Source organism: Pseudomonas sp. 22490 (assembly GCF_052044465.1).
Taxonomy (GTDB): Bacteria; Pseudomonadota; Gammaproteobacteria; order Pseudomonadales; family Pseudomonadaceae; genus Pseudomonas; species Pseudomonas aeruginosa.
On the sequence record NZ_JBQENS010000002.1, the window covers coordinates 241,120 to 266,955 of the forward strand.

Below are 25,836 nucleotides of genomic sequence, written 5' to 3' on the forward strand. Positions count from 1 at the left end.
TGGTGCCCCACGGCCGCCATCCTGGCCGTCGTGGAGGATGCCCGGCGGTATCGCCGCCGCGGCTCCGCGGGACCCGGCGGATCGGCCCGGTCCCGGGGCGGCGCGTCCTGCCTGCGCCACCCGATGTTCCTGCGCGTTCAGCCCAGCCCGTTGGCCTCGCGGTACTGCCTGGCCTCTTCCACCAGCCAGTCGCGGAAGGCATTGAGCATCGCCGATTCGACCCTGCGCTCGGGAATGATCAGGTAATACGCATTCTCGCTCAAATAGGCATGTTGCATGGGCACGATAAGCCTTCCGTCGGCCAGCTCGTCCTGGATCAGGAAGGGCGGTATGAGGGCCACGCCCATGCCGTGCATGGCCGCCTGGGCAAGCATGGAGAACAGCTCGTAGCGCGGCCCGCTCATGTCGTGGGCGACGTTCAGTCCCTGGGAGTGAAACCACTGGCGCCAAGCGTAGGGCCGGGTGCTCTGCTGCATCAGCGGCAGCCCGGCGACCTGCTCGGCGCTCAGCGTTCGACGCCCGCCCAGCAGCTCCGGGCTGCACACCGGCACCGGATTCTCGCGCATCAGGAAATGCGAGACGGTACCCGACCAGTCGGCGTCGCCGAAGTACAGCGCGGCGTCGAACTCGGTGTCGGCGAAGAGGAACGGGCGGGTGCGGTTGGTCAGGTTGATCGTGACCTCCGGGTGCAGCCGCTGGAAGCGCTTGAGCCGCGGCAACAGCCATTGGGTGCCGAAGGTCGGCACCACCGCCAGTTCGATCGCGCCGCCGCCCTGGTGCCCCATCACCGCCAGGGTGTCGCGCTCCACCGCGTCGAGGCGTACCGCCACCCGCCGGCTATAGGACAGCCCGGCCTCGGTGAGCTTGACCCCGCGCCGCGAGCGACGGAACAGCTCGACACCGAGGAACTCCTCGAGCGTGGCGATCTGCCGGCAGATCGCGCTCTGGGTCAGGGACAACTCCTCCGCCGCCTTGGTGAAGCTCTCGTGGCGCGCGGCGGATTCGAAGCTGACCAGCGCGGCGGTGGAAGGGATCTTGCGTCGCATGGAGGACTCCGGAGTGCCAGTTTCGCATCTATGACGCCCAGGTCACGACTCCTCGCGCCTCTTCAAGGGCATGAAATACGAGACTCATTTTCTCGGAGTGAGAAAATAGCACAAGTGCGTGCGAATTCCTCGTTTGCCGCCCCATTCGCTAGGCTCTTAGGATGCTTCCATTCCGGCTGGCCACGCCAGCCTCCGCTACCGCTTGACGAGGATGTACGCATGGCCACCAAAGCTAGCTTCAACTGGGAAGATCCCCTGCTGCTGGACCAGCAGCTCACCGAAGAAGAGCGCATGGTTCGCGACAGCGCCCAGCAGTTCGCCCAGGACAAGCTGGCCCCGCGCGTGCTCGAAGCCTTCCGCCACGAACAGACCGACCCGAAGATCTTCCGCGAGATGGGCGAGACCGGCCTGCTCGGCGCGACCATTCCCGAAGCCTACGGCGGCAGCGGCCTCAACTACGTCTGCTATGGCCTGATCGCTCGCGAAGTCGAGCGCGTCGACTCCGGCTATCGCTCGATGATGAGCGTGCAGTCCTCGCTGGTGATGGTGCCGATCCATGAATTCGGCAACGAAGCCACCCGGCAGAAGTACCTGCCCAAGCTGGCCAGCGGCAAATACATCGGCTGCTTCGGCCTGACCGAGCCGAACCACGGTTCCGACCCGGGCTCGATGGTCACCCGGGCGAAGAAGGTCGACGGCGGCTATCGCCTGAGCGGCAGCAAGATGTGGATCACCAACAGCCCGATCGCCGACGTCTTCGTGGTCTGGGCCAAGGATGACGAAGGGCAGATCCGCGGCTTCGTCCTCGAGAAGGGCTGGGAAGGCCTGAGCGCCCCGGCGATCCATGGCAAGGTCGGCCTGCGTGCCTCGATCACCGGCGAGATCGTGATGGACAACGTGTTCGTTCCGGAAGAGAACGCCTTCCCCGAAGTGCGCGGCCTGCGCGGTCCGTTCACCTGCCTGAACTCGGCGCGCTACGGGATCTCCTGGGGCGCCCTGGGCGCCGCCGAATTCTGCTGGCACACCGCCCGCCAGTACGTGCTCGACCGCCAGCAGTTCGGCCGCCCGCTGGCCGCCAACCAACTGATCCAGAAGAAGCTGGCCGACATGCAGACCGAGATCACCCTGGCCCTGCAAGGCTGCCTGCGCCTGGGGCGGATGAAGGACGAAGGCACCGCGGCGGTGGAAATCACCTCGATCATGAAGCGCAACAGCTGCGGCAAGGCCCTCGACATCGCCCGCCTGGCCCGCGACATGCTGGGCGGCAACGGCATCTCCGACGAATTCGGCATCGCCCGCCACCTGGTCAACCTGGAAGTGGTGAACACCTACGAGGGCACCCACGATGTCCACGCGCTGATCCTCGGCCGCGCGCAGACCGGCATCCAGGCATTCTTCTGAGCCACCGAGCAACACCCCGGCGCGCTTTTTCACGGTAGCGCGCCGGCCGCCGGGGGGACGGGCAAGGAACCCGTCTTCCCGGCCATTTCCGTTTCCAGCCCCCAGCAGCGAGAACCGTCATGCCCGGCGCCCTTTCCCATATCCGCGTACTCGACCTGTCCCGTGTCCTGGCCGGCCCCTGGGCCGGGCAGATCCTCGCCGACCTCGGCGCCGAGGTGATCAAGATCGAGCGCCCCGGCAGCGGCGACGACACCCGCGCCTGGGGCCCGCCGTTCCTCAAGGATGCCGAAGGCAACGACACCAGCGAGGCGGCCTACTACCTGTCGGCCAACCGCAACAAGAAGTCGGTGACGGTGGACTTCACCCAGCCGGAAGGCCAGCGCATCGTTCGCGAACTGGCGGCCAAGGCCGACATCCTGCTGGAGAACTTCAAGGTCGGCGGGCTCAAGGCCTATGGCCTCGACTATGAATCGCTGAAGCAGGTCAACCCGAAGCTGATCTACTGTTCGATCACCGGCTTCGGCCAGTCCGGCCCCTATGCCAAGCGCGCCGGCTATGACTTCATGATCCAGGGCCTGGGCGGCCTGATGAGCCTCACCGGGCGCGCCGACAACGAGGAAGGCGCCGGTCCGGTGAAGGTCGGCGTGGCGCTGACCGATATCCTCACCGGGCTGTACTCCTCCACCGCGGTGCTCGCCGCCCTCGCCCACCGCGACGTCAGCGGCATCGGCCAGCACATCGACATGGCCCTGCTCGACGTGCAGGTCGCCTGCCTGGCCAACCAGACCCTCAACTACCTGACCACCGGCGTGCCGCCGCGGCGCCTGGGCAACGCACACCCGAACATCGTGCCGTACCAGGACTTCCCCACCGCCGACGGCGACATGATCCTCACGGTCGGCAACGACAGCCAGTTCCGCAAGTTCGCCGAGCTGGCAGACCACCCGGAATGGGCCGACGACCCGCGCTTCGCCACCAACAAGGCGCGGGTGGCCAACCGCGAGGTGCTGATCCCGCTGATCCGCCAGGCCACGGTGCTGCACACCACCGCCGAGTGGATTCTTTCCCTGGAGCGCGCCGGCGTGCCCTGCGGGCCGATCAACGACCTGGCGCAGGTGTTCGCCGACCCGCAGGTGCAGGCCCGCGGCCTGCGCGTGGAGCTACCGCACCCGCTGGCCGGGACGGTGCCGCAGGTAGCCAGCCCGATCCGCCTGTCCGAGACGCCGGTGGAATACCGCAACCCGCCGCCCACCCTCGGCCAGCACACCGACGAGGTCCTCGAGACGCTCCTCGGCCTGGACGCGGCCGCGCTGGAAAGGCTGCGCGACGGCAAGGTGATCTGAGCCCCGCGCCCCGCCCCAGCGACGCATCGGCGGACAACGCCCCACCGTACCCCGCGCAACACCGCGACGTAGGGCGCATAACCGCAACGCGGTTATCCGCCGGCCAGCCGAGCATCGGCGGATAGCGCCCCTGGCGTCATTCGCCCTACCGACCCCGTGTAGAAGGCGGTCGATGCCGGCGCCTCGATGGAAGCGCCACTCAGGCCGCCAGGCGGCCGCCGGCGATCGCCTCGGAGGCCTTGAGCATGGCCCGCAACAGCACCGCGCAGCCGGCGGCCAGGTCGTCGGGGCTGGCGTTCTCGATCTCGTTGTGGCTGATGCCGTTCTCGCAGGGCACGAAGATCATCCCCGCCGGACCGAGTTCGGCGAGGAAGATCGCGTCGTGGCCGGCGCCGCTGACGATGTCCATCTGCGGCATGCCCAGCGCCTGCGCCGCCTCGCGCACCGCGCCGACGCATCCCTGGTCGAAGTACAGCGGCGGGAAATCGGCGGTCGGCACCAGCTCGTATTGCAAGCCATGCTTCTCGCAGGTAGCGGCGATCACCTGGCGGACCTCGGCGATCATCGAGTCCAGGCGCTCCGGTTGCAGATGGCGGAAGTCCAGGGTCATCTTCACTTCGCCGGGTATCACGTTGCGCGAACCGGGATAGGCGTGCAGGCAGCCGACCGTGCCGCAAGCATGCGGCTGATGGCCGAGGGCTGCGCGATTGACCGCCTCGACCACCGCCGCGGCACCGACCAGGGCGTCCTTGCGCAGGTGCATCGGCGTTGGCCCGGCGTGTGCCTCGACGCCGCGCAGGGACAGGTCGAACCATTTCTGCCCGAGCGCGCCGAGCACCACGCCGATGGTCTTCTCCTCGTCCTCGAGGATCGGCCCCTGTTCGATGTGCGCCTCGAAATAGGCGCCCACCGGATGTCCGAGACAATCGCGCGCTCCCGCGTAGCCGATGGCGTCCAGCGCCTCGCCTACGCTGACACCGTCGGCATCGCGCTTGGCCAGGGTCTCCTCCAGGGTGAACTTCCCGGCGAATACGCCCGAGCCCATCATGCAGGGCGCGAAGCGCGAGCCTTCCTCGTTGGTCCACACCACCACCTCCAGCGGCGCCTCGGTTTCCACCCCGAGGTCGTTGAGGGTGCGGATCACCTCGAGGCCGGCCATCACCCCGAAGCAGCCGTCGAACTTGCCACCGGTGGGCTGGGTGTCGATGTGGCTACCGGTCATCACCGGGGGCAAGTCCGGGTTACGCCCGGGACGACGGGCGAAGATGTTGCCGACCCGATCGACGCTGACCGTGCAGCCGGCCGCTTCGCACCATTGCACGAAGAGATCGCGGGCCTGGCGGTCGAGATCGCTCAGGGCCAGGCGGCAGACCCCACCCTTGGCGGTGGCGCCGAGGCGGGCGAGATCCATCAGCGATTGCCAGAGGCGCTGGCCATCGATGTGTCGCTGGGTGGATTGCAGGACGTTCCGGGCAGTGCTCATTGTCGTTTCCTCAGGCTTGGAGTAGGTGTCGGCGGCTCGCCGGCCGCCTGTATGCCCATCAGGGCAGCGGTTTGGCCAATGCCGCCGGGCTCCGCGCACGGCGGCCGCAGAGGCCGTAGTAGAGCGCGCCGCCGAGCAGCGAGCCGGTGAACCAGCCGTAGTCGTAGAACCAGTGGAACTGGCGGTTGCCGAGGGCCATGACGGTCAGCGCCACCGGCACCGCGAAGGCGGCGAAGCCGGGCCAGTTCCAGGCCGGGTAGACGTCGTCGCGGTAGAGTCCGGCGAGGTCGAGGCGTTGCCTGCGCACCAGGAAGTAGTCCACCACCATGATCCCCGCGATCGGCCCGAGCAGGCTGGAGTAGCCGAGCAGCCAGTTGGAGTAGACGCTTTCCAGGCTGAGGTCGGAAACGATCCAGCCGAGCTTCTTCAGCAACTCGTGGGCCATCAGCGCCAGGCCGATGAAACCGGTGAGCCAGACGGCGCGGGTGCGGCCGATGAGTTTCGGTGCGATGTTCTGGAAGTCGTTGGTCGGCGAGACGATGTTCGCCGCGGTGTTGGTCGAGAGGGTGGCGACGATGATCAACGCCATCGCCACCGCCACCCAGCCGGGGCTGGGGATGTGCCCGATCAGGCTGACCGGGTCGGAAACCGTCTCGCCCACCAGCGAAGCCGAGGCGGCGGTCATCACCACGCCGAGGGCGGCGAACAGGAACATGGTCAGCGGCAGGCCGAAGATCTGTCCGAGTATCTGGTCCTTCTGGCTGCGCGCATAGCGGCTGAAGTCGGGGATGTTCAGCGACAGAGTGGCCCAGAAGCCGACCATCGCCGTCAGCCCAGCCATGAAGTAGCCGGTGACGCTGGCGCCTTCCGGCCGCTTCGGCGGCTGCGCCAGCAGTTCACTGACCGATATGTGCGGCAGCGCCCACACCAGCAGGCCGAGGCCGACCAGCACCAGCAGCGGTGCCGAGAGTGTCTCCAGCCATTTGATCGACTCCGCGCCGCGCAGCACCACCCACAGGTTCAGCCCCCAGAACAGGAGGAAACCGATCACCTCGCCGGTGCCGCCGAGGGCCTTCCAGGCGGGAAAGATCGAACCGAGGAAAAGATGGATCGCCAGCCCGCCGAACAGCGTCTGGATGCCGAACCAGCCGCACGCGACCACGGCGCGGATCAGGCATGGCACGTTGGAGCCGATGATGCCGAACGAAGCGCGCAGCAGCACCGGGAAGGGAATGCCGTAGCGGGTGCCGGCGAAGGCATTGAGGGTCAGCGGGATCAGCACCACCAGGTTGGCCAGCAGGATCGCCAGCAGCGCTTCGCCGACGCTGAGGCCGAAGTAGGCGGTGAGGACGCCGCCGAGGGTGTAGGTGGGCACGCAGATGGACATGCCGATCCACAGCGCGGTGATGTGCCACCTGTTCCAGGTACGCTGTTCCACCCGGGTCGGGGCGATGTCGTGGTTGTAGCGGGGACTGTCGAGTACGTCGCTGCCGGCGGACAGCTCGACCAAGCCGTCGCGCTCGGTCACTTCCGATCTGCTCTGTTGCATGGGCCTCTCCAGAATTCTTTTAGTTATTCGCTCATCGGGCTAATGCGATGGCCGGAGTACCGCACCACCAGTACTGCACCTCCGGTCCGGACAATGCCGTGGCGGGCGGCACTCAATAAGCGTGCCGAAAACCCCGCGACGTCACTGGGCAGGCCGGTCTACTGGAGGTAACCGACTGATCTGAAACACTTCATCGACAACGTCGGTGACACGCCGACGGGCAGTCCGGCGTGTCACCGGGGGAAATGCGCGAGCCTGTCGCCCCGGTCAGGAACCAAAGGAGTGCAGGCGAACTTTTTTCATCTCCCCACAACCGTTCGAACACGGCTTTCAAGCGGCTGATTTTGCATGGGAAATCTCGACCTTTTTAAATTCTTGTCAAGCGCGTCAAAATGGTGAGAACCCTCACCATTTTGGTGATATTTATTTTTAATTATTTAAAATCAATAAGTTACAAACTCAAACAACCATTTGAAAATAATCTTGCTCAATCGATGATCAGCATCTAGATTCGAATCCTGTCAGCGCTGACAGGATTACAAAAGTCCTCGGCGCATGGCGAGAAAACAATTTCAAGAACCGGCAACGACCGGTCAGCCTGCGAGGAAAGACGGCATGTCCCTGTTGATCCGTGGCGCCACCGTGGTTACTCACGAAGAGAGTTATCGAGCCGACGTGCTCTGTGCCAACGGCCTCATCCAGGCCATCGGCGAGAACCTCGAAACCCCCTCCGGCTGCGACGTCCTCGACGGCGGTGGCCAGTACCTGATGCCGGGCGGCATCGACCCCCATACCCACATGCAGTTGCCCTTCATGGGCACGGTGGCCAGCGAGGACTTCTTCAGCGGCACCGCGGCCGGGCTGGCCGGAGGGACCACCTCGATCATCGACTTCGTCATCCCCAACCCGCGACAGTCGCTGCTGGAGGCCTTCCACACCTGGCGCGGCTGGGCGCAGAAATCCGCTGCGGACTACGGCTTCCACGTCGCCATCACCTGGTGGAGCGACGAGGTCGCCCGGGAAATGGGCGAGCTGGTGGCACAGCACGGGGTGAACAGCTTCAAGCACTTCATGGCCTACAAGAACGCCATCATGGCCGCCGACGATACCCTGGTGGCCAGCTTCGAGCGCTGCCTGGAGCTGGGTGCGGTGCCGACGGTGCACGCGGAGAACGGCGAACTGGTCTTCCACCTGCAGCAGAAACTCCTCGCCCAGGGCCTCACCGGCCCCGAGGCGCATCCGCTGTCGCGTCCGCCGCAAGTCGAGGGCGAGGCCGCCAGCCGCGCCATCCGCATCGCCGAGACGCTGGGTACGCCGCTGTACCTGGTGCATATTTCCAGCCGCGAGGCGCTGGACGAGATCGCCTATGCCCGCGCCAAGGGCCAGCCGGTCTACGGCGAGGTGCTGGCCGGGCACCTGCTGCTCGACGACAGCGTCTACCGCCACCCGGACTGGGCCACCGCGGCCGGCTACGTGATGAGCCCGCCGTTCCGTCCCGTCGAACACCAGGAAGCGCTGTGGCGCGGCCTGCAGTCCGGCAACCTGCATACCACCGCCACCGACCACTGCTGCTTCTGCGCCGAGCAGAAGGCCATGGGCCGCGACGACTTCAGCAAGATTCCCAATGGCACGGCCGGCATCGAGGACCGCATGGCGCTGCTGTGGGACGCCGGGGTCAACAGCGGGCGCCTGTCGATGCACGAGTTCGTCGCGCTGACCTCCACCAACACCGCGAAGATCTTCAACCTGTTCCCGCGCAAGGGCGCGATCCGCGTCGGCGCGGATGCCGACCTGGTGCTCTGGGACCCGCAGGGCAGCCGCACCCTCTCGGCCGCCACCCACCACCAGCGGGTCGATTTCAACATCTTCGAAGGTCGCACCGTGCGCGGCATTCCCAGCCACACCATCAGCCAGGGCAAGCTGCTCTGGGCCGCCGGCGACCTGCGCGCCGAACCCGGCGCCGGACGCTACGTGGAGCGCCCGGCCTACCCGTCGGTGTACGAAGTGCTCGGCCGCCGCGCCGAACGCCAGCGCCCGGTCGCCGTCGAGCGCTGATCCTTCCCGCAATACCGGACCGGCCCGTAGAGGCCGGACGGTGCCGTATTGCCGTTGACTGCCCCGAGAAGAAACCAGAAGAGAGGCTACAACCGTGATCGATTCCCTGAACCACCTCCCCCGTCCGGACGCCGGCGCGGATACGCTCGCCGAGCGCTTCGCCGACCTCGCGCCGCCGCTCAACGCCCGCCAGGCCGCCCTGGAAAGCGCCCGCTGCCTGTACTGCTACGACGCGCCCTGCGTCAACGCCTGCCCGACCGAGATCGACATCCCCGGGTTCATCCGCAGCATCGCCCAGGAGAATGTCCAGGGCGCGGCGCAGAAAATTCTCTCGGCGAACATCCTCGGCGGCAGCTGCGCCCGCGTCTGCCCCACGGAAATCCTTTGCCAGCGGGCCTGCGTACGCAACAACGCCCAGGAATGCGCACCGGTGCTGATCGGCCAGTTGCAACGCTACGCCCTCGACTACGCCGGCTTCGACGAACATCCGTTCAAGCGCTCGCCGGCCACCGGCAAGCGCATCGCCGTGGTCGGCGCCGGGCCGGCCGGGCTGTCCTGCGCCCACCGCCTGGCCATGCACGGCCACAACGTGGTGCTCTTCGAGGCCCGCGCCAAGGCCGGCGGCCTCAACGAGTACGGCATCGCCCGCTACAAGCTGGTGGACGACTTCGCCCGGCGCGAAGTGGAATTCCTCCTGCAGATCGGCGGTATCGAACTGCGCCACGGCCAGCGTCTCGGCGACAACCTGGCGCTCGGCGCCCTGCACGACGAGTACGACGCGGTGTTCCTCGGCATCGGCCTGGCCGCCAGCAAGCGCCTCGGCCTGGAAGACGAGGACGCCCCCGGCCTGCTCGCCGCCACCGACTACATCCGCGAACTGCGGCAGAGCGACGACCTGCTCGACCTGCCCGTCGCCGACCGTTGCATCGTCATCGGCGCCGGCAACACCGCCATCGACATGGCGGTGCAGATGAGCCGGCTCGGCGCCCGCGACGTCAACCTGGTCTACCGCCGTGGCTTCGAGGAAATGGGCGCCACCGGCCATGAGCAGGAGATCGCCAAGGCCAGCCAGGTGCGCCTGCTGACCTGGGCCCGACCGGAACGGGTACTGCTCGACGAGCACGGCCGGGTGCGCGGCATGCGCTTCGCCCGCACGCGCCTGGAGAACGGTCGCCTGGGCGACACCGGCGAGCACTTCGAACTGGCCGCCGACGCCATCTTCAAGGCCATCGGCCAGGCCTTCGAAGGCGCCAGCCTGGGCGATCCGCTGGCAGCGCAACTGCGGCGCGACGGCGAGCGCATCCAGGTCGACGGACAGATGCGCACCAGCATCCCCGGCATCTACGCCGGCGGCGACTGCGTGGCGCTCGGCGAGGACCTCACCGTGCAGGCGGTGCAGCACGGCAAACTGGCGGCGGAAGCGATCCACGCCCAACTCATGCTCAACGTGGAGGCTGCGTGATGGCCGACCTGTCTATCGAATTCGCCGGCATCAAGTCGCCCAACCCCTTCTGGCTGGCCTCCGCGCCGCCCACCGACAAGGCCTACAACGTGGTCCGCGCCTACCAGGCGGGCTGGGGCGGGGTGGTCTGGAAGACCCTCGGCGAAGACCCCGCGGCGGTCAACGTGTCGTCGCGTTATTCCGCGCACTTCGGACCGAACCGCCAGGTGCAGGGGATCAACAACATCGAGCTGATCACCGACCGCTCGCTGGAGATCAACCTGCGCGAGATCGCCCAGGTGAAGAAGGACTGGCCAGACCGCGCGCTGATCGTGTCGCTGATGGTGCCCTGCGTCGAGGAGTCGTGGAAATACATCCTGCCGCTGGTGGAAGCCACCGGCGCCGACGGTATCGAGCTGAACTTCGGTTGCCCCCACGGCATGCCCGAGCGCGGCATGGGCGCGGCGGTGGGCCAGGTACCGGAGTACGTGGAGATGGTCACCCGCTGGTGCAAGACCCACTGCTCGCTGCCGGTGATCGTCAAGCTCACCCCCAACATCACCGACATCCGCCAGTCGGCGCGCGCNCGCCCATCGCGGCGGCGCCGACGCGGTGTCGCTGATCAACACCATCAACTCGATCACCAGCGTCGACCTGGAGCGCATGGTCGCCCTGCCCGTGGTCGGCACCCAGAGCACCCACGGCGGCTACTGCGGCTCGGCGGTGAAGCCGATCGCCCTGAACATGGTCGCCGAGATCGCCCGCGACCCGCAGACCCGCGGCCTGCCGATCTGTGGCATCGGCGGTATCGGCAGTTGGCGCGACGCAGCGGAATTCGTCGCGCTCGGCTGCGGCGCGGTGCAGGTATGCACGGCGGCGATGCTGCACGGCTTCCGTATCGTCGAGGACATGCAGGACGGTCTCGCGCGCTGGATGGACAGCCATGGCTACCAGCGGCTGTCCGATTTCAGCGGCGGCGCGGTGGGCAATACCACCGACTGGAAGTACCTGGACATCAACTACCAGGTGATCGCCCGCATCGACCAGGACGCCTGCATCGGTTGCGGCCGCTGCCATATCGCCTGCGAGGACACCTCGCACCAGGCCATCGCCAGCCTGCCCCGGGCCGACGGTACGCACCGCTACGAAGTGATCGACGCCGAGTGCGTGGGCTGCAACCTGTGCCAGATCACCTGTCCGGTGGAGAACTGCATCGAAATGGTGCCGCAGGACACCGGCAAGCCCTATCTCAACTGGACCCAGGATCCGCGCAACCCCTACCGCGAAGCCTCCTGAACGCAGGGCGGCGCCCGCATCCCCGGCGGACGCCGCCCTGCCGCGCGCCGGCACGCTTCCTGCGTGCCGCTGCGGTCCGACGACGCGCAACGGCGTCTGTCGGATCGACCCGCCTTCGACTACCATTCGCCGCGGCCCGGCCGACGCTCCCGGACGGCCGGCGCCCCACGGAGACTCGCGCATGTCCGCAGACAGCAACTACAGCCAGCAACCGGTCCCGCTGGCAGCGCGCAAGAGCGCGCTGGCCCTGAGCGTGGTGATGCTCGGCCTGACCTTCTTTTCCGCCAGCATGTGGACCGGCGGCACCCTCGGCACCGGCCTGAGCTACGACGACTTCTTCCTCGCCGTGCTGCTGGGCAACCTGATGCTCGGCCTGTACACCGCGATCCTCGGCTTCATCGGCGCGCGCACCGGCCTTTCCACCCACCTGCTGGCGCATTACTCGTTCGGCAGCAAGGGCTCCTGGCTGCCCTCGGCGTTGCTCGGCGGCACCCAGGTCGGCTGGTTCGGCGTCGGCGTAGCGATGTTCGCCATCCCGGTGGCCAAGGCCACCGGCCTCGACGTCAACCTGCTGATCCTGGTTTCCGGAGCGCTTATGACCCTCACGGTGTTCTTCGGCATCGCCGGTCTGACCCTGCTGTCGGCCATCGCGGTCCCGGCGATCGTCGTTCTCGGCAGCTACTCGGTATGGCTCGCGGTGCGCGACGCCGGCGGCCTGGCGGCGCTGCAGCAGGTGACGCCGAGCGCGCCGCTGAGCCTCTCGACCGCGATCGCCCTGGTGGTCGGCTCGTTCGTCAGCGCCGGCACCCTCACCGCCGACTTCGTCCGCTTCGGCCGCAGCGCGCGTACCGCCGTGGTGGTGTGCCTGGTGGCGTTCTTCCTCGGCAACTCGCTGATGTTCATCTTCGGCGCGGCCGGCGCGGCGGCGGTGGGCAAGTCGGACATCTCCGACGTGATGATCGCCCAGGGCCTGCTGATCCCGGCGATCCTGGTCCTCGGCCTGAACATCTGGACCACCAACGACAACGCGCTGTATGCCTCCGGCCTCGGCTTCGCCAACATCACCGGCCTCTCCAGCCGCTTCCTGGCGATGCTCAACGGCGCCCTCGGCACCCTCGCCGCGCTCTGGCTGTACAACCACTTCGTCGGCTGGCTGACCTTCCTCTCCGCCGCCATCCCGCCCATCGGCGGGGTGATCATCGCCGACTACCTGAGTCGCCGCCGGCGCTACCGCCAGCACCCCTGCGCGGACATCCAGGCGATCAACTGGGCGGCGATCCTCGCCGTCGCCTGCGGCACCGCCGCCGGCCACTGGCTGCCGGGGATAGTGCCGGTCAACGCGGTGCTCGGCGCCGCCATCGCCTACCTGCTGCTCAATCCCCTGCTGAGCCGCAGCCCGAACAAACCAGAAGAGGTCCTCCATGCTGATTGACAACCTGCGCCTGCGCGGCCGCGAAGGTCTCTGGCAACTGCGCGTGGCCGATGGCCGTATCGCCGCCCTGGTGCCGATGGAACAGGCCGCCGACGACGCCGGCGAGCGCCTGGACGGCGCCGGCGGTCTTGCCGTGCCGCCGTTCATCGAGCCGCACATCCATCTCGACACCACCCAGACCGCCGGCCAGCCGGAGTGGAACCGCTCCGGCACGCTGTTCGAAGGCATCGAGCGCTGGGCCCAGCGCAAGGCCCTGCTCAGCCACGAGGACGTCAAGCAGCGCGCCTGGCAGACCCTGAAATGGCAGATCGCCAACGGCGTGCAGCACGTGCGCAGCCACGTCGACGTCTCCGACCCGACCCTCACCGCGCTCAAGGCCATGCTCGAGGTGCGCGGCGAAGTGGCGCCCTGGGTCGACCTGCAGATCGTCGCCTTCCCTCAGGAGGGCATTCTCTCCTACCCCAACGGCCTGGAACTGCTGGAGGAGTCGCTGCGCCTGGGCGCCGACGTGGTGGGGGCGATCCCGCATTTCGAATTCACCCGCGAGCTGGGCGTCGAGTCGCTGCACAAGGCCATCGACCTGGCCAAGCGCTACGACCTGCCAGTGGACGTGCATTGCGACGAGATCGACGACGAGCAGTCGCGCTTCCTCGAGACCCTGGCCATGCTCGCCCATCGCGACGGCCTCGGCGCACGGGTCACCGCCAGCCACACCACGGCGATGCACTCCTACAACGGCGCCTACACCTCGCGGCTGTTCCGCCTGCTGAAACTGTCGGGAATCAACTTCGTCGCCAACCCGCTGGTGAACATCCACCTGCAGGGTCGCTTCGACGACTACCCGAAGCGCCGCGGCATCACCCGGGTCAAGGAACTGCTCGGTGCCGGGATCAACACCTGCTTCGGCCACGACGACGTGTTCGACCCCTGGTACCCGCTGGGCACCGCGAACATGCTGCAGGTGCTGCACATGGGCCTGCACGTGACGCAGATGATGGGCTACGACGAGATCGACGGCGGCCTCGACCTGATCACCCGCAACAGCGCCCGCACCCTCGGCCTGCGGGAATACGGCATCGAGGTCGGCCATCCGGCCAACCTGCTGGTGCTGCCGGCCCGCGACGGCTTCGACGCGGTGCGCCGGCAGGTCCCGGTGCGCTACTCGATCCGCGGCGGACGGCTGCTCGCCGAGACGGTCCCGGCGCAGACCACGGTGTTCCTCGAACAGGCGGAAGCGGTGGACTTCACCCGCGCCAGCTGAGCCTTCGCCAGAGCCTTCTAGCGAAGGCTCCGCTGCTCAGGGCTCCAATCCGATTCCGCGCAGGACCACGCTGGTCACCGTCTGCACCGCCCTTTCGAACTGCATGTCGCTGAGCGGCTGGTGGCCGTTGAGCACCTCGACCTGGTAGCCGAAGTCGGCGTAGTGCTGGGTGGAGGCCCAGATCATGTAGAGCAGGCTGCTCGGTTCGATCGACAGGATGCGCTTTTCCTCGACCCACTGGCGGATCTTCGCCTCCTTCATCTTGGCCCATTCGTAGAGGCTGTCGTCGAGGGTGGCGCCGAGCAGCGGCGCGCCATGCATGATTTCGTTGGCCCAGACCTTGGAGCCATGCGGGCGGGTGCGCGAATGGTTCATCTTCGCGCGGATATAGCTGGTCAATACCACCCTTGGGTCATCGAACATCTCGAAGCAGAGGGCGTCCTGCTTCCAGACCTCGAGCAGGCCGAGGAGGACGTCGCGGTACAGCTCGTCCTTGGTGCTGAAGTAGTAGTGCAGGTTGGAGCGCGGCAGTTCGGCTTCTTCGGCGATGTTGCCCATGGAGGTGCCGGCGTAGCCTTTTTCGGCGAAGACTTTTTCGGCGGCCAGGAGAATCTTCTCGACGTTGCGGCGGCGGATCTCGATCTTGTGTGTGCCCATGTGCGATCCATTACTGCGAATTCAACCAAGGCTACCAGCAAATCCGGGCGTGCGGCGACGCCCAGTCTTGCCAGGTAGCCCCTCTCAGCGACGCTTCGGACGGCGGCCGCGCAGGCGACGCCAGCCGATCCAGCAGCCGCTGGCGCAGACCACCAGGCCGCCGAGGCTGAAACCGAGCATCCACAGGTCCCACAGCGGACGCCGGGTCAGCAGCGGCAGCCAGTCCCAGCTATGCAACAGGGAAAACAGCCAGCGGCTGCCGCGCCGACCGTCGTCGAGCACGCCAACCACCGCGCCGCTGTAGGGATCCAGGTGCACCCAGGTATGCCGGGAATCGTCGAAACGCAGGCGCCAGACCGGCAGGCGCCGCTCCAGGTAGCCCATCATGCTGTGTTCTTCGCGCGGGTAGTAATAGAAGTCGTAGCGTTCCAACCGTTCGGCCTGCATCGGCACGCCCGGCAGCAGCGCGCGAGCCGCCGCCAGCAGGCGATCCGCGGGTAGCTCGCGGAGGATTTCGCCATCCGCCGTCAGCAGCAGGCTGTTGCCGCTGGCGCTGCGCCCGAGCGCATAGGGCTCGCCGTCGAGCGCCCGCCACTCCAGCTCGCGCACCCGCAATCCGGCGGCACGCAAGCGCCGCAGGACAGCGTCCGCCTCCAGTCCGGCGGGCAGCGCCCGGTCCCAGCTACCGCCCTGGTAGGCCGCGAGGTCGAGCGGCGTGCCGCGGCCGAACAGGTTCCACGGATTCATCGACATCAGCCCGCTGAAGATCCAGCTCAGCACCAGCGCGCCGAAGAGCAGGCCGGCGAGGTGGTGCCAGCGCTGGAAACCGCCCGCATAGGGCGAGCGCGAGCCGCTGCGGTAGGGCTTGCGGAAGCGCCAGCGGAGCAGGCCGACGAGGATGCCGAGGACGGTCACCAGGGTCGCCAGCAGCGACAGGCCGATCACCAGGTTCGCCCACTGCCCGTCGAACCAGCCGCCGCGCAGCGGATAGAGCCAGTGCAACCAGGCGCCGAGCCAGTTCCAGGCACGCTCCCGGCGGCTGGCGTCGCGTACCACCTCGCCGGTCTGCGAGGACAGGTAGAGCAGCCGGCCCTGCTCGTCCGCGGTCTGCACCCGCCATAGCGGCCGGTGCGGATCGAGGTTGCGGGTATGGGTCCAGGCGTCTTCCTCGATCCGCCCTTGCAACTGCATCGGTACTTCGCCGCTGAAAGCACGGGCCGAAGCCAGCACCCTGTCCGCGTCCACCGCCAGCGGTCGGCCGTCGCGCGCCGCCAGCGCACGCGTGCGTCCGTCGGCATCGTCCAGCAGGTAGGTCGGCAGGCCTCCTACGCTGGCCAGCCGGATGCTCCGCGGGGTCTTTCCATCGCCGCCGGCGAGGGCCGTCCGCAGCGGTACGCAGGCCTCGCAGCCGTCCAGCTCGGGCAGGTGGGCCAGGCGTTCCAGCGGAGTCAGCTTGGGATAGCCGACATACAGCATGACCATGCCGGAGACGAACCAGAGCACCATCAGCAGGCAGCAGCCGATGCCCAGCCAGCGGTGCCACAGGTACAGGTAGCGTTTCATCGACGACTCCTCAGAAGCGCGTCTGCACGCTCAGCTCGAAGGTGCGCGGGTCGCCGACGTAGTACAGCGGCGTGCTCTGCACGAAGCGCGCGTAGACCTCGTCGGTGAGGTTGCGCACGCGCCCGGTGATCCGCGTGCGCTCGTCCAGCCGGTAGCTGAGGAAAGTCCCGTAGACCGTATAGGACGGCACGTGCCAGGTGTTGGCGTTGTTGGCGTACACCGAGGATACGTAGCGCGCGTCCACCCCACCCTGCCAGGCCGGGTCGAAGTCGTAGGTCAGCCACAGGTTGCCGACCCGCTCCGGCACGTTCGGCGGCGTCTTGCCCTTGCGCGAGACGGCGACGCCGCCGACGTTCTCGGTGAACTCGTCGTACTGCGCGTCGACCCAGGCGAAATTGCCCTCGGCCAGCAGCTTCGGGGTGATCCGCAGGGAGGCGGCGGCCTCGATGCCCCTGGAGGTCTGCTGGCCCACCGGCACGCTGAGGTTGGGGTTGTTCGGGTCGGCCACCGAGAAGTCCCGGCGGACGATGCGGTAGGCGGCCAGGGTGGCGCTGCCGCGACCGTCGAGGAAATCGAACTTGCTGCCCAGCTCCCACTGGTCGCCGGTGGACAGGTCGTAGTCGCGGACCTGGCCGAAGCTGGCGCTGGTCAGCACCCCGCCCGGCGGGTCGGCGGCGGTACTGTATTGCAGGTAGACGTTGGCGTGCGGGGTGAACTGGTAGACCAGCCCGGCGCGCCCGGTGAGCACGTCCCAGCGCCGTTCGAAGTGTGCAGGATCGCTGGCGGTCACCGTCCGATGGTTGCGCACGTCGAGGTCGAGGTGGTCGTAGCGCAGCCCGGTGACCAGCGACAGCTCGTCGGTCAGGCCCAGGCGGTTCTCGGCGAACAACGCGCTGGTGCGCACCTCGTTGCTGCGGTCCTTCCGGTGGCCGGGACGCATGCCTGGCAGGTCGTAGAAGTGGCCCGGCTCGAAACTGGCCGGATCGACCGTACCGAACGGCCCGGAGGCGGTACTCGGGAAGCGCGTCTGCTTGTTGATGCTGTAGTCGAAACCCAGCGCCCAGTCGCTGGCCAGTCCGAACAGCGGCTGGCTGCGCTGTAGCTCGAAGCGGTTGCCGTTGAGCTGCTGGTCGTGGCGCTGGAGGAATGCGTTGGAGCGCACCACCCCGCTGTTGTCGGCGTTGTAGCGGTAGGTCTCGAGGTTGCGGTAATCGCGCTCGGCGTCGTAGTGGTAGAAGGTGTTGCGCCAGCGCGTGCTGTCGCTGACCCGGTATTCGAGGATCGAGCGCAGCCAGCGCACGCGCTGTTCGTAGCGGCCATCGGCGACGTTGTAGTTCTCGCGGCGACGGCTCTTGTCGATCTTCAGCTCGCCGGCGTAGGGATTGAGCACCGGTGTGCCCCAGTAGGGGCTGTCTTCCTGCTCGTCCTGGTACTCCAGGGCCAGGGTGTGGGAAAGGTCCGGGGTCAGGTCGCTGAGCAGGGAGAAAGCGACGTTCCACGATTCGCGCGAATTGCGGTCGACGTAGCCGTTGCCGCCGCTGCGGCTGACGTCCAGGCGCACGAAGTGCTTCGGCTCGGGGCCGATGCCCAGGGCCTGGTTGAAGCCGAAGGCGACTTCCGAATCGTCGTAGCTGCCATAGCGCACCCGGCCTTCCATGAAATCGCCGTAGCGGTCGGCGAGCTTGCTGATGTAGTCCAGCGAGCCGCCGACGGCACCGGCGCCGTTGAGGAAGGAGGACGGACCGCCGACCAGCTCGACGCGGTCGACGATCCAGTCGTCCAGCGGACGCATGGCGCTGCTGTATTGCACCGGAATGCCGTTGAACAACTGGTTGACCTGGTTCGAGCTGAAGCCGCGGTAGGTGACGAAGCCGCCGAAGCCGGGCGGCGCCGAGGCGTTCACGCCGGGCAGGCTGTTGGCGATGTCCTGGGTGCTGCGCAGGCCGCGCCGCTCGAAGCTGGCACGGTTGGCCACGCTTACCGAGCCTGGAGTCTCGCGCAGGCTCAGGCCCAGGCGCGAGCCGCCGCCGGCGCTGTCGTCGAGATCGAGGGCCGGCGGGGTTTCCCCGGCGGCGCCGGCGCTGACGGTGAGGGCGGGCAGTTCGGTGGGTTCCTCATCGGCCCAGAGCCAGGCCGGAACGCCGGCCAGGGTGAGGTTGAGACCCAGCGCGAGGACGCGGCGGGCCGTGGAGTGCTTTTTCATCGAGCGATCCTGAAGCAAGGCATGGTGGGCACGCCCGCCTCGCCCGGATGGACAGCGGCGAGCGCTGCGCGGACGAGGCAGGACGGGCGACGGATGCAAATGCCCGGCGCGGCGGGCGTTCAGGATCAGGCGGGGGAAGCGCGCGGGTTGGCCGGCGGCCAGACGTACCGGGGCGGCACCGGCTCGCGCGTGGCGGGCGGGCGGAAACGCGCCTGGCGTCGCCGTTGCAAGCGCCAGGACCAGATCACCCCGAGCGCGACGAACAGCACCAGGGCGCTGCACATCGGGCAGCTCATCGGCAACTGGGGATTGACCGGTGCCGGATCGCCGGCGGACCCGTCGTCGGGATCCAGGGATAGCCATTGGCTGGCACCGGCGACGCAGAACAGCCCGACGCTGGCCTTCTGCCCCTTGTCGCTGCCCACTCCCAGCGCCTGCAGGTGCAGGACGCCGCAAGCCAGCGCGTTGACCAGCACGCAGGCACAGAGGGCGAAGCTCAGCCACTGCAGCAGCGGCGAGCGGGAGATGGGAGCGATTCTCATGACCGCGCACTCTAGCATCCTGACCCGCAAATTCCCCGCGCTTCTGCGCTGCGGTGCATCGCCGCAGCCCGAGGACGCGACGCACGGCGACGAGCGGCGTATCAGGGGTGACTTGGGAGTTTCATGTGGCGCCGCTATAATCGCCCGCTCAGGCGGCCCTTCGGGTCGCTCCCGCCTTCCGTTCGAGGGGCGCTGCAGCAGGCCTAGGCCTGTCAGGCTCGAACGGAGCGCGCTCTCAGGCCGGTCTCGCCGGTCTGTCAACGCACCAACGGCGCCCATTCGCAGACAACGAATGGAGAGTTACGCATGAGCGCTGTCATGACGCCCGCCGGTTTCACCGACTACAAGGTCGCCGACATCACCCTGGCCGCCTGGGGCCGCCGCGAGCTGATCATCGCCGAATCGGAAATGCCCGCACTGATGGGCCTGCGCCGCAAGTATGCCGGCCAGCAGCCGCTGAAAGGCGCAAAGATCCTCGGTTGCATCCACATGACCATCCAGACCGGCGTGCTGATCGAGACCCTGGTCGCGCTGGGCGCCGAAGTCCGCTGGTCGAGCTGCAACATCTTCTCCACCCAGGACCAGGCCGCCGCCGCCATCGCCGCAGCCGGCATCCCGGTGTTCGCCTGGAAGGGCGAGACCGAGGAAGAGTACGAATGGTGCATCGAGCAGACCATCCTCAAGGACGGCCAGCCGTGGGACGCCAACATGGTGCTGGACGACGGCGGTGACCTGACCGAGATCCTGCACAAGAAATACCCGCAGATGCTCGAGCGCATCCACGGCATCACCGAAGAGACCACCACCGGGGTCCACCGCCTGCTCGACATGCTCAAGAACGGTACCCTGAAAGTCCCGGCGATCAACGTCAACGACTCGGTGACCAAGAGCAAGAACGACAACAAGTACGGCTGCCGCCATAGCCTCAACGACGCCATCAAGCGCGGCACCGACCACCTGCTGTCGGGCAAGCAGGCCCTGGTGATCGGCTACGGCGACGTGGGCAAGGGCTCCTCGCAGTCGCTGCGCCAGGAAGGCATGATCGTCAAGGTCGCGGAAGTCGACCCGATCTGCGCCATGCAGGCCTGCATGGACGGCTTCGAAGTCGTCTCGCCGTACAAGAACGGCATCAACGACGGCACCGAGGCCAGCATCGACGCCGCGCTGCTGGGCAAGATCGACCTGATCGTCACCACCACCGGCAACGTCAACGTCTGCGACGCCAACATGCTCAAGGCGCTGAAGAAGCGCGCGGTGGTCTGCAACATCGGCCACTTCGACAACGAGATCGACACCGCCTTCATGCGCAAGAACTGGGCCTGGGAAGAGGTCAAGCCGCAGGTGCACAAGATCCACCGCACCGGCAAGGACGGTTTCGACGCGCACAACGACGACTACCTGATCCTTCTCGCTGAGGGCCGCCTGGTCAACCTGGGCAACGCCACCGGCCATCCGAGCCGGATCATGGACGGTTCCTTCGCCAACCAGGTGCTGGCGCAGATCCACCTGTTCGAGCAGAAGTACGCCGACCTGCCGGCCGCCGAGAAGGCCAAGCGCCTGAGCGTCGAAGTGCTGCCGAAGAAGCTCGACGAGGAAGTGGCCCTGGAGATGGTCAAGGGCTTCGGCGGCGTGGTCACCCAACTGACCCCGAAACAGGCCGAGTACATCGGCGTGAGCGTGGAAGGCCCGTTCAAGCCGGACACCTATCGCTACTAAGCGGACCACGGGGCAGGCGCCATGCGCCTGCCCCGTTCGCATGAGCGCTCCCACGATGTCCACGCACCTCGCCGATCGCTACAACCAGGCCTGGCTGTTCGCCGCCCGCGCCCACCGCAACCAGACCCTCAGCGGCTCGCCGCTGCCTTATCTGGTGCACCTGGGCATGGTCGCCAACGAGCTGCTGGCCGCCGATCGCGACGGTGCCATCGAACGGCTCGGGGAAACCCTGCAGATCGCGGTCCTGCACGACACCCTGGAAGACACGGCGACCTCACCCGAGGAGCTGCGGCAACAGTTCGGCGAGTTCGTCTGTGCCGGCGTGCAGGCCCTGAGCAAGCGCGTGGGCGACGGCCCCAAGCGTTCCCTCGACGACTATCTCCAGGCGCTTGCCGAGGGCCCGGCGCAGTACGCCCTGGTCAAGCTGTGCGACCGCATCACCAACCTGCAGCCACCGCCGCAGACCTGGAACCAGGACAAGATCGCGAACTACCACCAGGAGTCGCAGCTGATCCTCGCTCGCCTCGGCCATGCCCACGCCGCGACGGCCCGACGCCTGCGGGAAAAAATCGAGCACTACCGCCAGTACTACTGAAGTACCCGGCGCTAGTCGGAATCAACAAGAAGAGGCGCGGCCGTGGTCGCGTCCAAGGAACCGATCATGAGTCAGAGCGAACGCCGTTTCAGCTTCGAGTTCTTCCCGGCGAAGACCGAGGCCGGCCATGAAAAGCTGTTGGCCACCGCCCGCAACCTGGCGGGCTACAAGCCCGACTTCTTCTCCTGCACCTACGGCGCCGGCGGATCCACCCGCGACCGCACGTTGAGTACCGTGCTGCAACTGGACGGCGAGGTGAAGGTGCCGACCGCGCCCCACCTGTCCTGTGTCGGCGACTCGAAAGCCGAGTTGCGCGAACTGCTCGGCCGCTACCGCGAGGCCGGCATCCGCCGCATCGTCGCCCTGCGCGGCGACCTGCCGTCGGGCATGGGCATGGCCAGCGGCGAACTGCGCTACGCCAACGAACTGGTGGACTTCATCCGCACCGAGACCGGCGACCACTTCCACATCGAGGTCGCCGCCTATCCGGAGGTCCACCCCCAGGCGCGCAGCTTCGAGGATGACCTGGCGAACTTCGTGCGCAAGGTGAAGGCCGGCGCCAGCAGCGCCATCACCCAGTACTTCTTCAACGCCGATGCCTATTTCTACTTCGTCGAGCGGGTCGCCAAGCTCGGCGTGGACATCCCGGTGGTCCCCGGCATCATGCCGATCACCAACTACTCCAAGCTGGCGCGCTTCTCCGACGCCTGCGGCGCCGAACTGCCGCGCTGGATCCGCAAGCAACTGGAAGCCTACGGCGACGACAGCCGCAGCATCCAGGCCTTCGGCGAGCAGGTCATCAGCGAGATGTGCGAACGCCTGCTGGAGGGCGGCGCACCGGGACTGCATTTCTATACTTTGAACCAGGCCGATCCGAGCCTGGCGATCTGGAAGAATCTCCAGCTGCCACGCTGATACCGCCCACGCGGTTCGGCCCGGCAGCGTATACCGGCAGGGATGCCTCTCACGCGATCCACGACAGACATGGCCAACTCACGCAAGCATCTGATCTACCTGGTCTACGGGCGACAGACCTACCACCAGGAAGCCCTGTTCAGCATCGCCAGCGCCTTCGCCCACCTCCGCGACGGGGCGGCGCATGGCCTGACGGTCAGGGTCTATACCGACGACCCCAGTCCCTACGCCGGCCTGCCGGTGCAGGTCCGCGAAGTGACGGCCGAGGAGTTGGTCGCCTGGTGCCAACCGCACGGCTATCACTTCCGCGCCAAGCACGTGGCCCTGCGCGACGCCCTGGAAGACGCCGACCAGGCATTGCTGATCGACACCGATACCTTCTTCCACAGTTCGCCCCTGCGCCTGTTCGACCGCATCCAGCCCGGCAGCCTGCTGTGCAACGCGATCGGCGCGCGCTATGGCGAACACCGTAACTTCCCGCTCTACCGCGACCTCTCGCCCTACCTGTTCGAGCGCGGCTGGGCCGACGACGAGATGCACCAGCTCAACTCCGGCGTCATCGGCCTGCCTCGGGAAGAGGCGAAAATACTCGACCGTTCGTTGGAATTAATGGATGAACTCTATCCAATTGCCAACGGTGCCTATACTCTTGAGGAATTCGTCCTGGCCGTCGCCGCCCACAAGCGGCTGGAGCTGGTGGGTTGTACCGACCTGATCCACCATTACTGGAGCCGGAAACAGCTGTTCCGCGCGAAGATCCAGGCCTGGTTGTGCAAGCACGGTTCCTCCCTTCTCAGCGCTGCAGCCCTCGACGACACCCTCAAGGTGACCGATCGACTGCCACGCCCACCGCGTGCCAAGCGTCTGCTGTACAAGCTGGGAACCCTGCCGTTGCCGGCTCCGATGCGCCAGTTCAGTATCGAACTGCTCTACGGTTGCCACGAATACAGTAACGAGTTCGACCGGGCCTGCGGCCCCGTCTGGTGGGAGAAAGCCGCGACCAATGCCATCGAACGCTATCCGCAGGAACCGATTGCGGAACAAATCGAGGATTGGCTGAATCACAGCTTGCTGCGCAACCTCCTTGGCTCCCGGGCCAACGAGATCCGCCAGCATTTGCGCCAGCGTGACCTGCTCTGACCGCAGCCCTCCGTTGACGCTGCCCCCGGCCCCCCCACCCAGGGCCGGGAGCGAACCGGCCAGCGCCCCCGACCAGGTGCGCGGCCATGCCCGCGAGGGCACCCGTTCGACACCGGCCACCGAGCGCATACGCAGCGCCGCGGCCAGACCTTCCGCCCTGGCCGACAGGGCCCGAAGGTAGACAGGAGTTCGCAGAACTTGGTGATTTCACAGCAGCCGGCCTCGCCCCGGCCCATATAGGAAAACCCGCATGTCCTTTTCTTCCCTCGGACTCTCCGAGGCGCTTGCCCGCGCTGTGGAGGCTGCGGGCTACAGCCAGCCCACTCCCGTGCAACAGCGGGCGATTCCCGCCGTGTTGCAAGGTCGCGACCTGATGGTTGCGGCACAGACCGGCACCGGCAAGACCGGTGGTTTCGCCCTGCCGGTACTGGAGCGCCTGTTCCCCGCCGGTCATCCCGACCGCGAACACCGCCACGGCCCGCGCCAGGCGCGCGTGCTGGTACTGACCCCGACCCGTGAGCTGGCCGCCCAGGTGCATGACAGCTTCAAGGTCTACGCCCGCGACCTGCCGCTGAACAGCACCTGCATCTTCGGTGGGGTTGGCATGAACCCGCAGATCCAGGCCCTGGCCAAGGGCGTCGACGTACTCGTCGCCTGCCCCGGCCGCCTGCTCGACCTGGCCGGGCAGAACAAGGTCGACCTGTCCCACGTGGAAATCCTCGTCCTCGACGAAGCCGACCGCATGCTCGACATGGGCTTCATCCACGATGTGAAGAAGGTTCTCGCCAAGCTGCCGCCCAAGCGCCAGAACCTGCTGTTCTCGGCAACCTTCTCGAAAGACATCGTCGACCTCGCCAACAAGCTCCTGCACAACCCGGAACGCATCGAGGTAACGCCGCCGAACACCACGGTCGAGCGCATCGAGCAACGCGTGTTCCGCCTGCCGGCGCCGCAGAAGCGCGCCCTGCTGGCGCACCTGGTGACCGTCGGCGCCTGGGAACAGGTGCTGGTCTTCACCCGTACCAAGCACGGCGCCAACCGTCTCGCCGAGTACCTGACCAAGCACGGCCTGCCGGCCGCCGCGATCCATGGCAACAAGAGCCAGAACGCGCGGACCAAGGCGCTGGCCGACTTCAAGGCCAACGACGTGCGCATCCTGGTGGCGACCGACATCGCCGCCCGCGGCCTGGATATCGACCAGTTGCCCCATGTGGTCAACTACGAGCTGCCCAACGTCGAGGAAGACTATGTCCACCGCATCGGCCGTACCGGCCGAGCCGGACGCAGCGGCGAGGCGATCTCGCTGGTGGCGCCGGACGAAGAGAAGCTGCTCAAGGCCATCGAGAAGATGACCAGACAGCGTATTCCCGATGGCGATGCCCAGGGTTTCGACCCCGAGGCCGTGCTGCCCGAGGTGGCCCAGCCGGAGCCCCGCGAAGCGCCGCAGAAGCAGCCGCGCCGCGACAAGGAACGGCGCAGCAGCCGCGAGCGCAAGCCGAAAGACGCCCAGGCGAGCAACCCCGACAGCAATGTCGCTGCGGCCCAGGACGGTACCGAGAAGCCGGCCGGCAAGCGCCGCCGTCGCGGTGGCAAGAACAAGGAAAACCGCGAGGCCGGCCAAGCGCAGCAGCCGCGGCAGAGCCGCGAAGCGCGTCCGGCCAAGCCCAATCGGCCTCCGGAAGTCGACGGTAATCGCGATCCGGAAGAGTTCCTCGACGACGACTTCGACAATTTCGGCAACCGCGCCGACTACGTCAGCCCCTACCAGGGCCAGGAAAACAAGGGACGCGGACGCCGCGGTGGCCAGCAGAAACCCCAGGGCGGCACCAGCCAGCAGGGTCGTGGCCAAGGCCAGGGCCAAGCTCGCGGCAAGAGCCAGGGCGCCGCTCAAGGCGGCGCTCGCGGTCAGGGTGCCGGCCAGGGCAAGGCGAAGAAACCGCGCGCCGGCAAGCCGCGCGGCCAGGGTCGCGAGAATGCCTCGCGGATGAGCGACGCGCCGCTGCGCGAGCCGTCCGAGTATGGCACCGGCAAGCAGCCGAGCCGCCAGCCGGTGGTGATCAACAAGCGCGACCTGGTGCGCATGGATCGCTTCCCCACCGCCGAGCAGCTCGACGAGCTGGAACCGCGGCGCAAGGGCGAGCGCCCCGCACTGCTGACCCGCAACCGCTAAGGCCGAGCGGGTCCGTGACGCGGACCCG

Annotated in this window: 18 protein-coding genes, 1 pseudogene and 1 riboswitch; of the genes and pseudogenes, 12 read left to right on the plus strand and 7 right to left on the minus strand. The window is 67.3% G+C overall.

The window, feature by feature from the left end:
- Window positions 1-137: 137 nt before the first annotated feature.
- A complete protein-coding gene (gene gcvA, locus ACTJJX_RS03305; RefSeq protein ID WP_003084684.1) occupies window positions 138-1,046 on the minus strand; it encodes a transcriptional regulator GcvA in 909 nt (302 codons plus the stop codon).
- A gap of 219 nt (window positions 1,047-1,265) precedes the next feature.
- Between gcvA and ACTJJX_RS03310 the strand changes: the two genes are divergently transcribed.
- Together ACTJJX_RS03310 and ACTJJX_RS03315 are read left to right on the plus strand one after the other, a co-directional pair.
- On the plus strand, window positions 1,266-2,447 hold the full coding sequence (locus tag ACTJJX_RS03310) for an acyl-CoA dehydrogenase (protein WP_016852380.1): 1,182 nt from the start codon (window positions 1,266-1,268) through the stop codon (window positions 2,445-2,447).
- A 119-nt stretch (window positions 2,448-2,566) separates the two neighbouring features.
- Window positions 2,567-3,790 carry a CaiB/BaiF CoA transferase family protein gene (locus ACTJJX_RS03315; RefSeq protein ID WP_003084679.1) on the plus strand — a complete coding sequence of 408 codons (1,224 nt, stop codon included), beginning with the start codon at window positions 2,567-2,569 and terminating at the stop codon, window positions 3,788-3,790.
- A gap of 199 nt (window positions 3,791-3,989) precedes the next feature.
- Here the strand turns inward: ACTJJX_RS03315 and ACTJJX_RS03320 are convergent, their stop codons facing one another.
- Together ACTJJX_RS03320 and ACTJJX_RS03325 are read right to left on the minus strand one after the other, a co-directional pair.
- Window positions 3,990-5,273, minus strand: coding sequence for a Zn-dependent hydrolase (locus tag ACTJJX_RS03320; RefSeq protein ID WP_003084676.1), 1,284 nt, complete (start codon window positions 5,271-5,273; stop codon window positions 3,990-3,992).
- 58 nt (window positions 5,274-5,331) lie between these two features.
- Entirely contained in the window at window positions 5,332-6,822 is a 1,491-nt protein-coding gene (locus tag ACTJJX_RS03325; RefSeq protein WP_003084674.1) for an NCS1 family nucleobase:cation symporter-1, read from the minus strand.
- A gap of 615 nt (window positions 6,823-7,437) precedes the next feature.
- Between ACTJJX_RS03325 and hydA the strand changes: the two genes are divergently transcribed.
- The 5 genes and pseudogenes from hydA to ACTJJX_RS03350 all read left to right on the plus strand — a co-directional run bounded on the left by hydA (window position 7,438) and on the right by ACTJJX_RS03350 (window position 14,307).
- Window positions 7,438-8,877, plus strand: coding sequence for a dihydropyrimidinase (gene hydA, locus ACTJJX_RS03330; RefSeq protein WP_003099919.1), 1,440 nt, complete (start codon window positions 7,438-7,440; stop codon window positions 8,875-8,877).
- A gap of 94 nt (window positions 8,878-8,971) precedes the next feature.
- A complete protein-coding gene (locus ACTJJX_RS03335; RefSeq protein ID WP_016852379.1) occupies window positions 8,972-10,339 on the plus strand; it encodes an NAD(P)-dependent oxidoreductase in 1,368 nt (455 codons plus the stop codon).
- Window positions 10,336-11,614: pseudogene (gene preA, locus ACTJJX_RS03340) on the plus strand (NAD-dependent dihydropyrimidine dehydrogenase subunit PreA). Before ACTJJX_RS03335 ends, preA begins: the two are co-directional and overlap by 4 nt.
- Window positions 11,615-11,795: 181 nt before the next feature.
- Complete coding sequence (codB, locus tag ACTJJX_RS03345; protein ID WP_003084659.1) at window positions 11,796-13,046, plus strand: cytosine permease; 1,251 nt, start codon at window positions 11,796-11,798, stop codon at window positions 13,044-13,046.
- Window positions 13,036-14,307, plus strand: a complete 1,272-nt coding sequence (locus ACTJJX_RS03350; protein WP_003084657.1) for a cytosine deaminase — start codon at window positions 13,036-13,038, stop codon at window positions 14,305-14,307. Before codB ends, ACTJJX_RS03350 begins: the two co-directional genes overlap by 11 nt.
- A 36-nt stretch (window positions 14,308-14,343) precedes the next feature.
- On the opposite strand, the gene ACTJJX_RS03355 is transcribed toward ACTJJX_RS03350, so the two are convergent.
- From ACTJJX_RS03355 to ACTJJX_RS03370, 4 genes are all read right to left on the minus strand, one after another.
- Window positions 14,344-14,964 carry a TetR/AcrR family transcriptional regulator gene (locus tag ACTJJX_RS03355; protein ID WP_003084655.1) on the minus strand — a complete coding sequence of 207 codons (621 nt, stop codon included), beginning with the start codon at window positions 14,962-14,964 and terminating at the stop codon, window positions 14,344-14,346.
- A gap of 84 nt (window positions 14,965-15,048) precedes the next feature.
- Window positions 15,049-16,527 carry a PepSY domain-containing protein gene (locus ACTJJX_RS03360; RefSeq protein WP_016852378.1) on the minus strand — a complete coding sequence of 493 codons (1,479 nt, stop codon included), beginning with the start codon at window positions 16,525-16,527 and terminating at the stop codon, window positions 15,049-15,051.
- Window positions 16,528-16,537: 10 nt separating this feature from the next.
- Window positions 16,538-18,730, minus strand: a complete 2,193-nt coding sequence (locus ACTJJX_RS03365; RefSeq protein ID WP_016852377.1) for a TonB-dependent receptor — start codon at window positions 18,728-18,730, stop codon at window positions 16,538-16,540.
- A gap of 125 nt (window positions 18,731-18,855) precedes the next feature.
- Window positions 18,856-19,272, minus strand: coding sequence for a DUF2946 domain-containing protein (locus ACTJJX_RS03370; RefSeq protein ID WP_003109726.1), 417 nt, complete (start codon window positions 19,270-19,272; stop codon window positions 18,856-18,858).
- Window positions 19,273-19,450: 178 nt separating this feature from the next.
- Window positions 19,451-19,556: riboswitch (S-adenosyl-L-homocysteine riboswitch) on the plus strand.
- Between the two features lie 22 nt (window positions 19,557-19,578).
- Here ACTJJX_RS03370 and ahcY point away from each other — a divergent pair.
- The 5 genes from ahcY (at window position 19,579) to ACTJJX_RS03395 (ending at window position 25,808) form a co-directional block, all read left to right on the plus strand.
- Window positions 19,579-20,988 (plus strand): adenosylhomocysteinase, encoded by a 1,410-nt coding sequence (ahcY, locus tag ACTJJX_RS03375; protein ID WP_003099900.1) that lies wholly within the window; start codon window positions 19,579-19,581, stop codon window positions 20,986-20,988.
- A 40-nt stretch (window positions 20,989-21,028) separates the two neighbouring features.
- Entirely contained in the window at window positions 21,029-21,583 is a 555-nt protein-coding gene (locus ACTJJX_RS03380) for an HD domain-containing protein (RefSeq protein ID WP_003118822.1), read from the plus strand.
- A 66-nt stretch (window positions 21,584-21,649) separates the two neighbouring features.
- Entirely contained in the window at window positions 21,650-22,498 is an 849-nt protein-coding gene (gene metF, locus ACTJJX_RS03385) for a methylenetetrahydrofolate reductase [NAD(P)H] (RefSeq protein ID WP_003084639.1), read from the plus strand.
- Window positions 22,499-22,567: 69 nt separating this feature from the next.
- Window positions 22,568-23,638: a hypothetical protein gene (locus tag ACTJJX_RS03390; RefSeq protein WP_003084637.1), complete on the plus strand. Its 1,071-nt coding sequence runs from the start codon at window positions 22,568-22,570 to the stop codon at window positions 23,636-23,638.
- Window positions 23,639-23,888: 250 nt separating this feature from the next.
- Entirely contained in the window at window positions 23,889-25,808 is a 1,920-nt protein-coding gene (locus tag ACTJJX_RS03395) for a DEAD/DEAH box helicase (protein WP_003121761.1), read from the plus strand.
- The last annotated feature ends 28 nt before the right edge of the window (window positions 25,809-25,836 follow it).

What these genes read in the sequence shown, in the direction of transcription:
- ACTJJX_RS03365 (WP_016852377.1), bottom strand. Translation starts at nt 18,730, where the DNA reads ATGAAAAAGCACTCCACGGCCCGCCGCGTCCTCGCGCTGGGTCTCAAC.
- ACTJJX_RS03395 (WP_003121761.1), top strand. Translation starts at nt 23,889, where the DNA reads ATGTCCTTTTCTTCCCTCGGACTCTCCGAGGCGCTTGCCCGCGCTGTG.
- ACTJJX_RS03310 (WP_016852380.1), top strand. Translation starts at nt 1,266, where the DNA reads ATGGCCACCAAAGCTAGCTTCAACTGGGAAGATCCCCTGCTGCTGGAC.
- codB (WP_003084659.1), top strand. Translation starts at nt 11,796, where the DNA reads ATGTCCGCAGACAGCAACTACAGCCAGCAACCGGTCCCGCTGGCAGCG.
- ahcY (WP_003099900.1), top strand. Translation starts at nt 19,579, where the DNA reads ATGAGCGCTGTCATGACGCCCGCCGGTTTCACCGACTACAAGGTCGCC.
- ACTJJX_RS03390 (WP_003084637.1), top strand. Translation starts at nt 22,568, where the DNA reads ATGGCCAACTCACGCAAGCATCTGATCTACCTGGTCTACGGGCGACAG.
- ACTJJX_RS03355 (WP_003084655.1), bottom strand. Translation starts at nt 14,964, where the DNA reads ATGGGCACACACAAGATCGAGATCCGCCGCCGCAACGTCGAGAAGATT.
- ACTJJX_RS03320 (WP_003084676.1), bottom strand. Translation starts at nt 5,273, where the DNA reads ATGAGCACTGCCCGGAACGTCCTGCAATCCACCCAGCGACACATCGAT.
- ACTJJX_RS03380 (WP_003118822.1), top strand. Translation starts at nt 21,029, where the DNA reads ATGAGCGCTCCCACGATGTCCACGCACCTCGCCGATCGCTACAACCAG.
- hydA (WP_003099919.1), top strand. Translation starts at nt 7,438, where the DNA reads ATGTCCCTGTTGATCCGTGGCGCCACCGTGGTTACTCACGAAGAGAGT.
- ACTJJX_RS03350 (WP_003084657.1), top strand. Translation starts at nt 13,036, where the DNA reads ATGCTGATTGACAACCTGCGCCTGCGCGGCCGCGAAGGTCTCTGGCAA.
- ACTJJX_RS03370 (WP_003109726.1), bottom strand. Translation starts at nt 19,272, where the DNA reads ATGAGAATCGCTCCCATCTCCCGCTCGCCGCTGCTGCAGTGGCTGAGC.
- ACTJJX_RS03325 (WP_003084674.1), bottom strand. Translation starts at nt 6,822, where the DNA reads ATGCAACAGAGCAGATCGGAAGTGACCGAGCGCGACGGCTTGGTCGAG.
- gcvA (WP_003084684.1), bottom strand. Translation starts at nt 1,046, where the DNA reads ATGCGACGCAAGATCCCTTCCACCGCCGCGCTGGTCAGCTTCGAATCC.
- metF (WP_003084639.1), top strand. Translation starts at nt 21,650, where the DNA reads ATGAGTCAGAGCGAACGCCGTTTCAGCTTCGAGTTCTTCCCGGCGAAG.
- ACTJJX_RS03360 (WP_016852378.1), bottom strand. Translation starts at nt 16,527, where the DNA reads ATGAAACGCTACCTGTACCTGTGGCACCGCTGGCTGGGCATCGGCTGC.
- ACTJJX_RS03315 (WP_003084679.1), top strand. Translation starts at nt 2,567, where the DNA reads ATGCCCGGCGCCCTTTCCCATATCCGCGTACTCGACCTGTCCCGTGTC.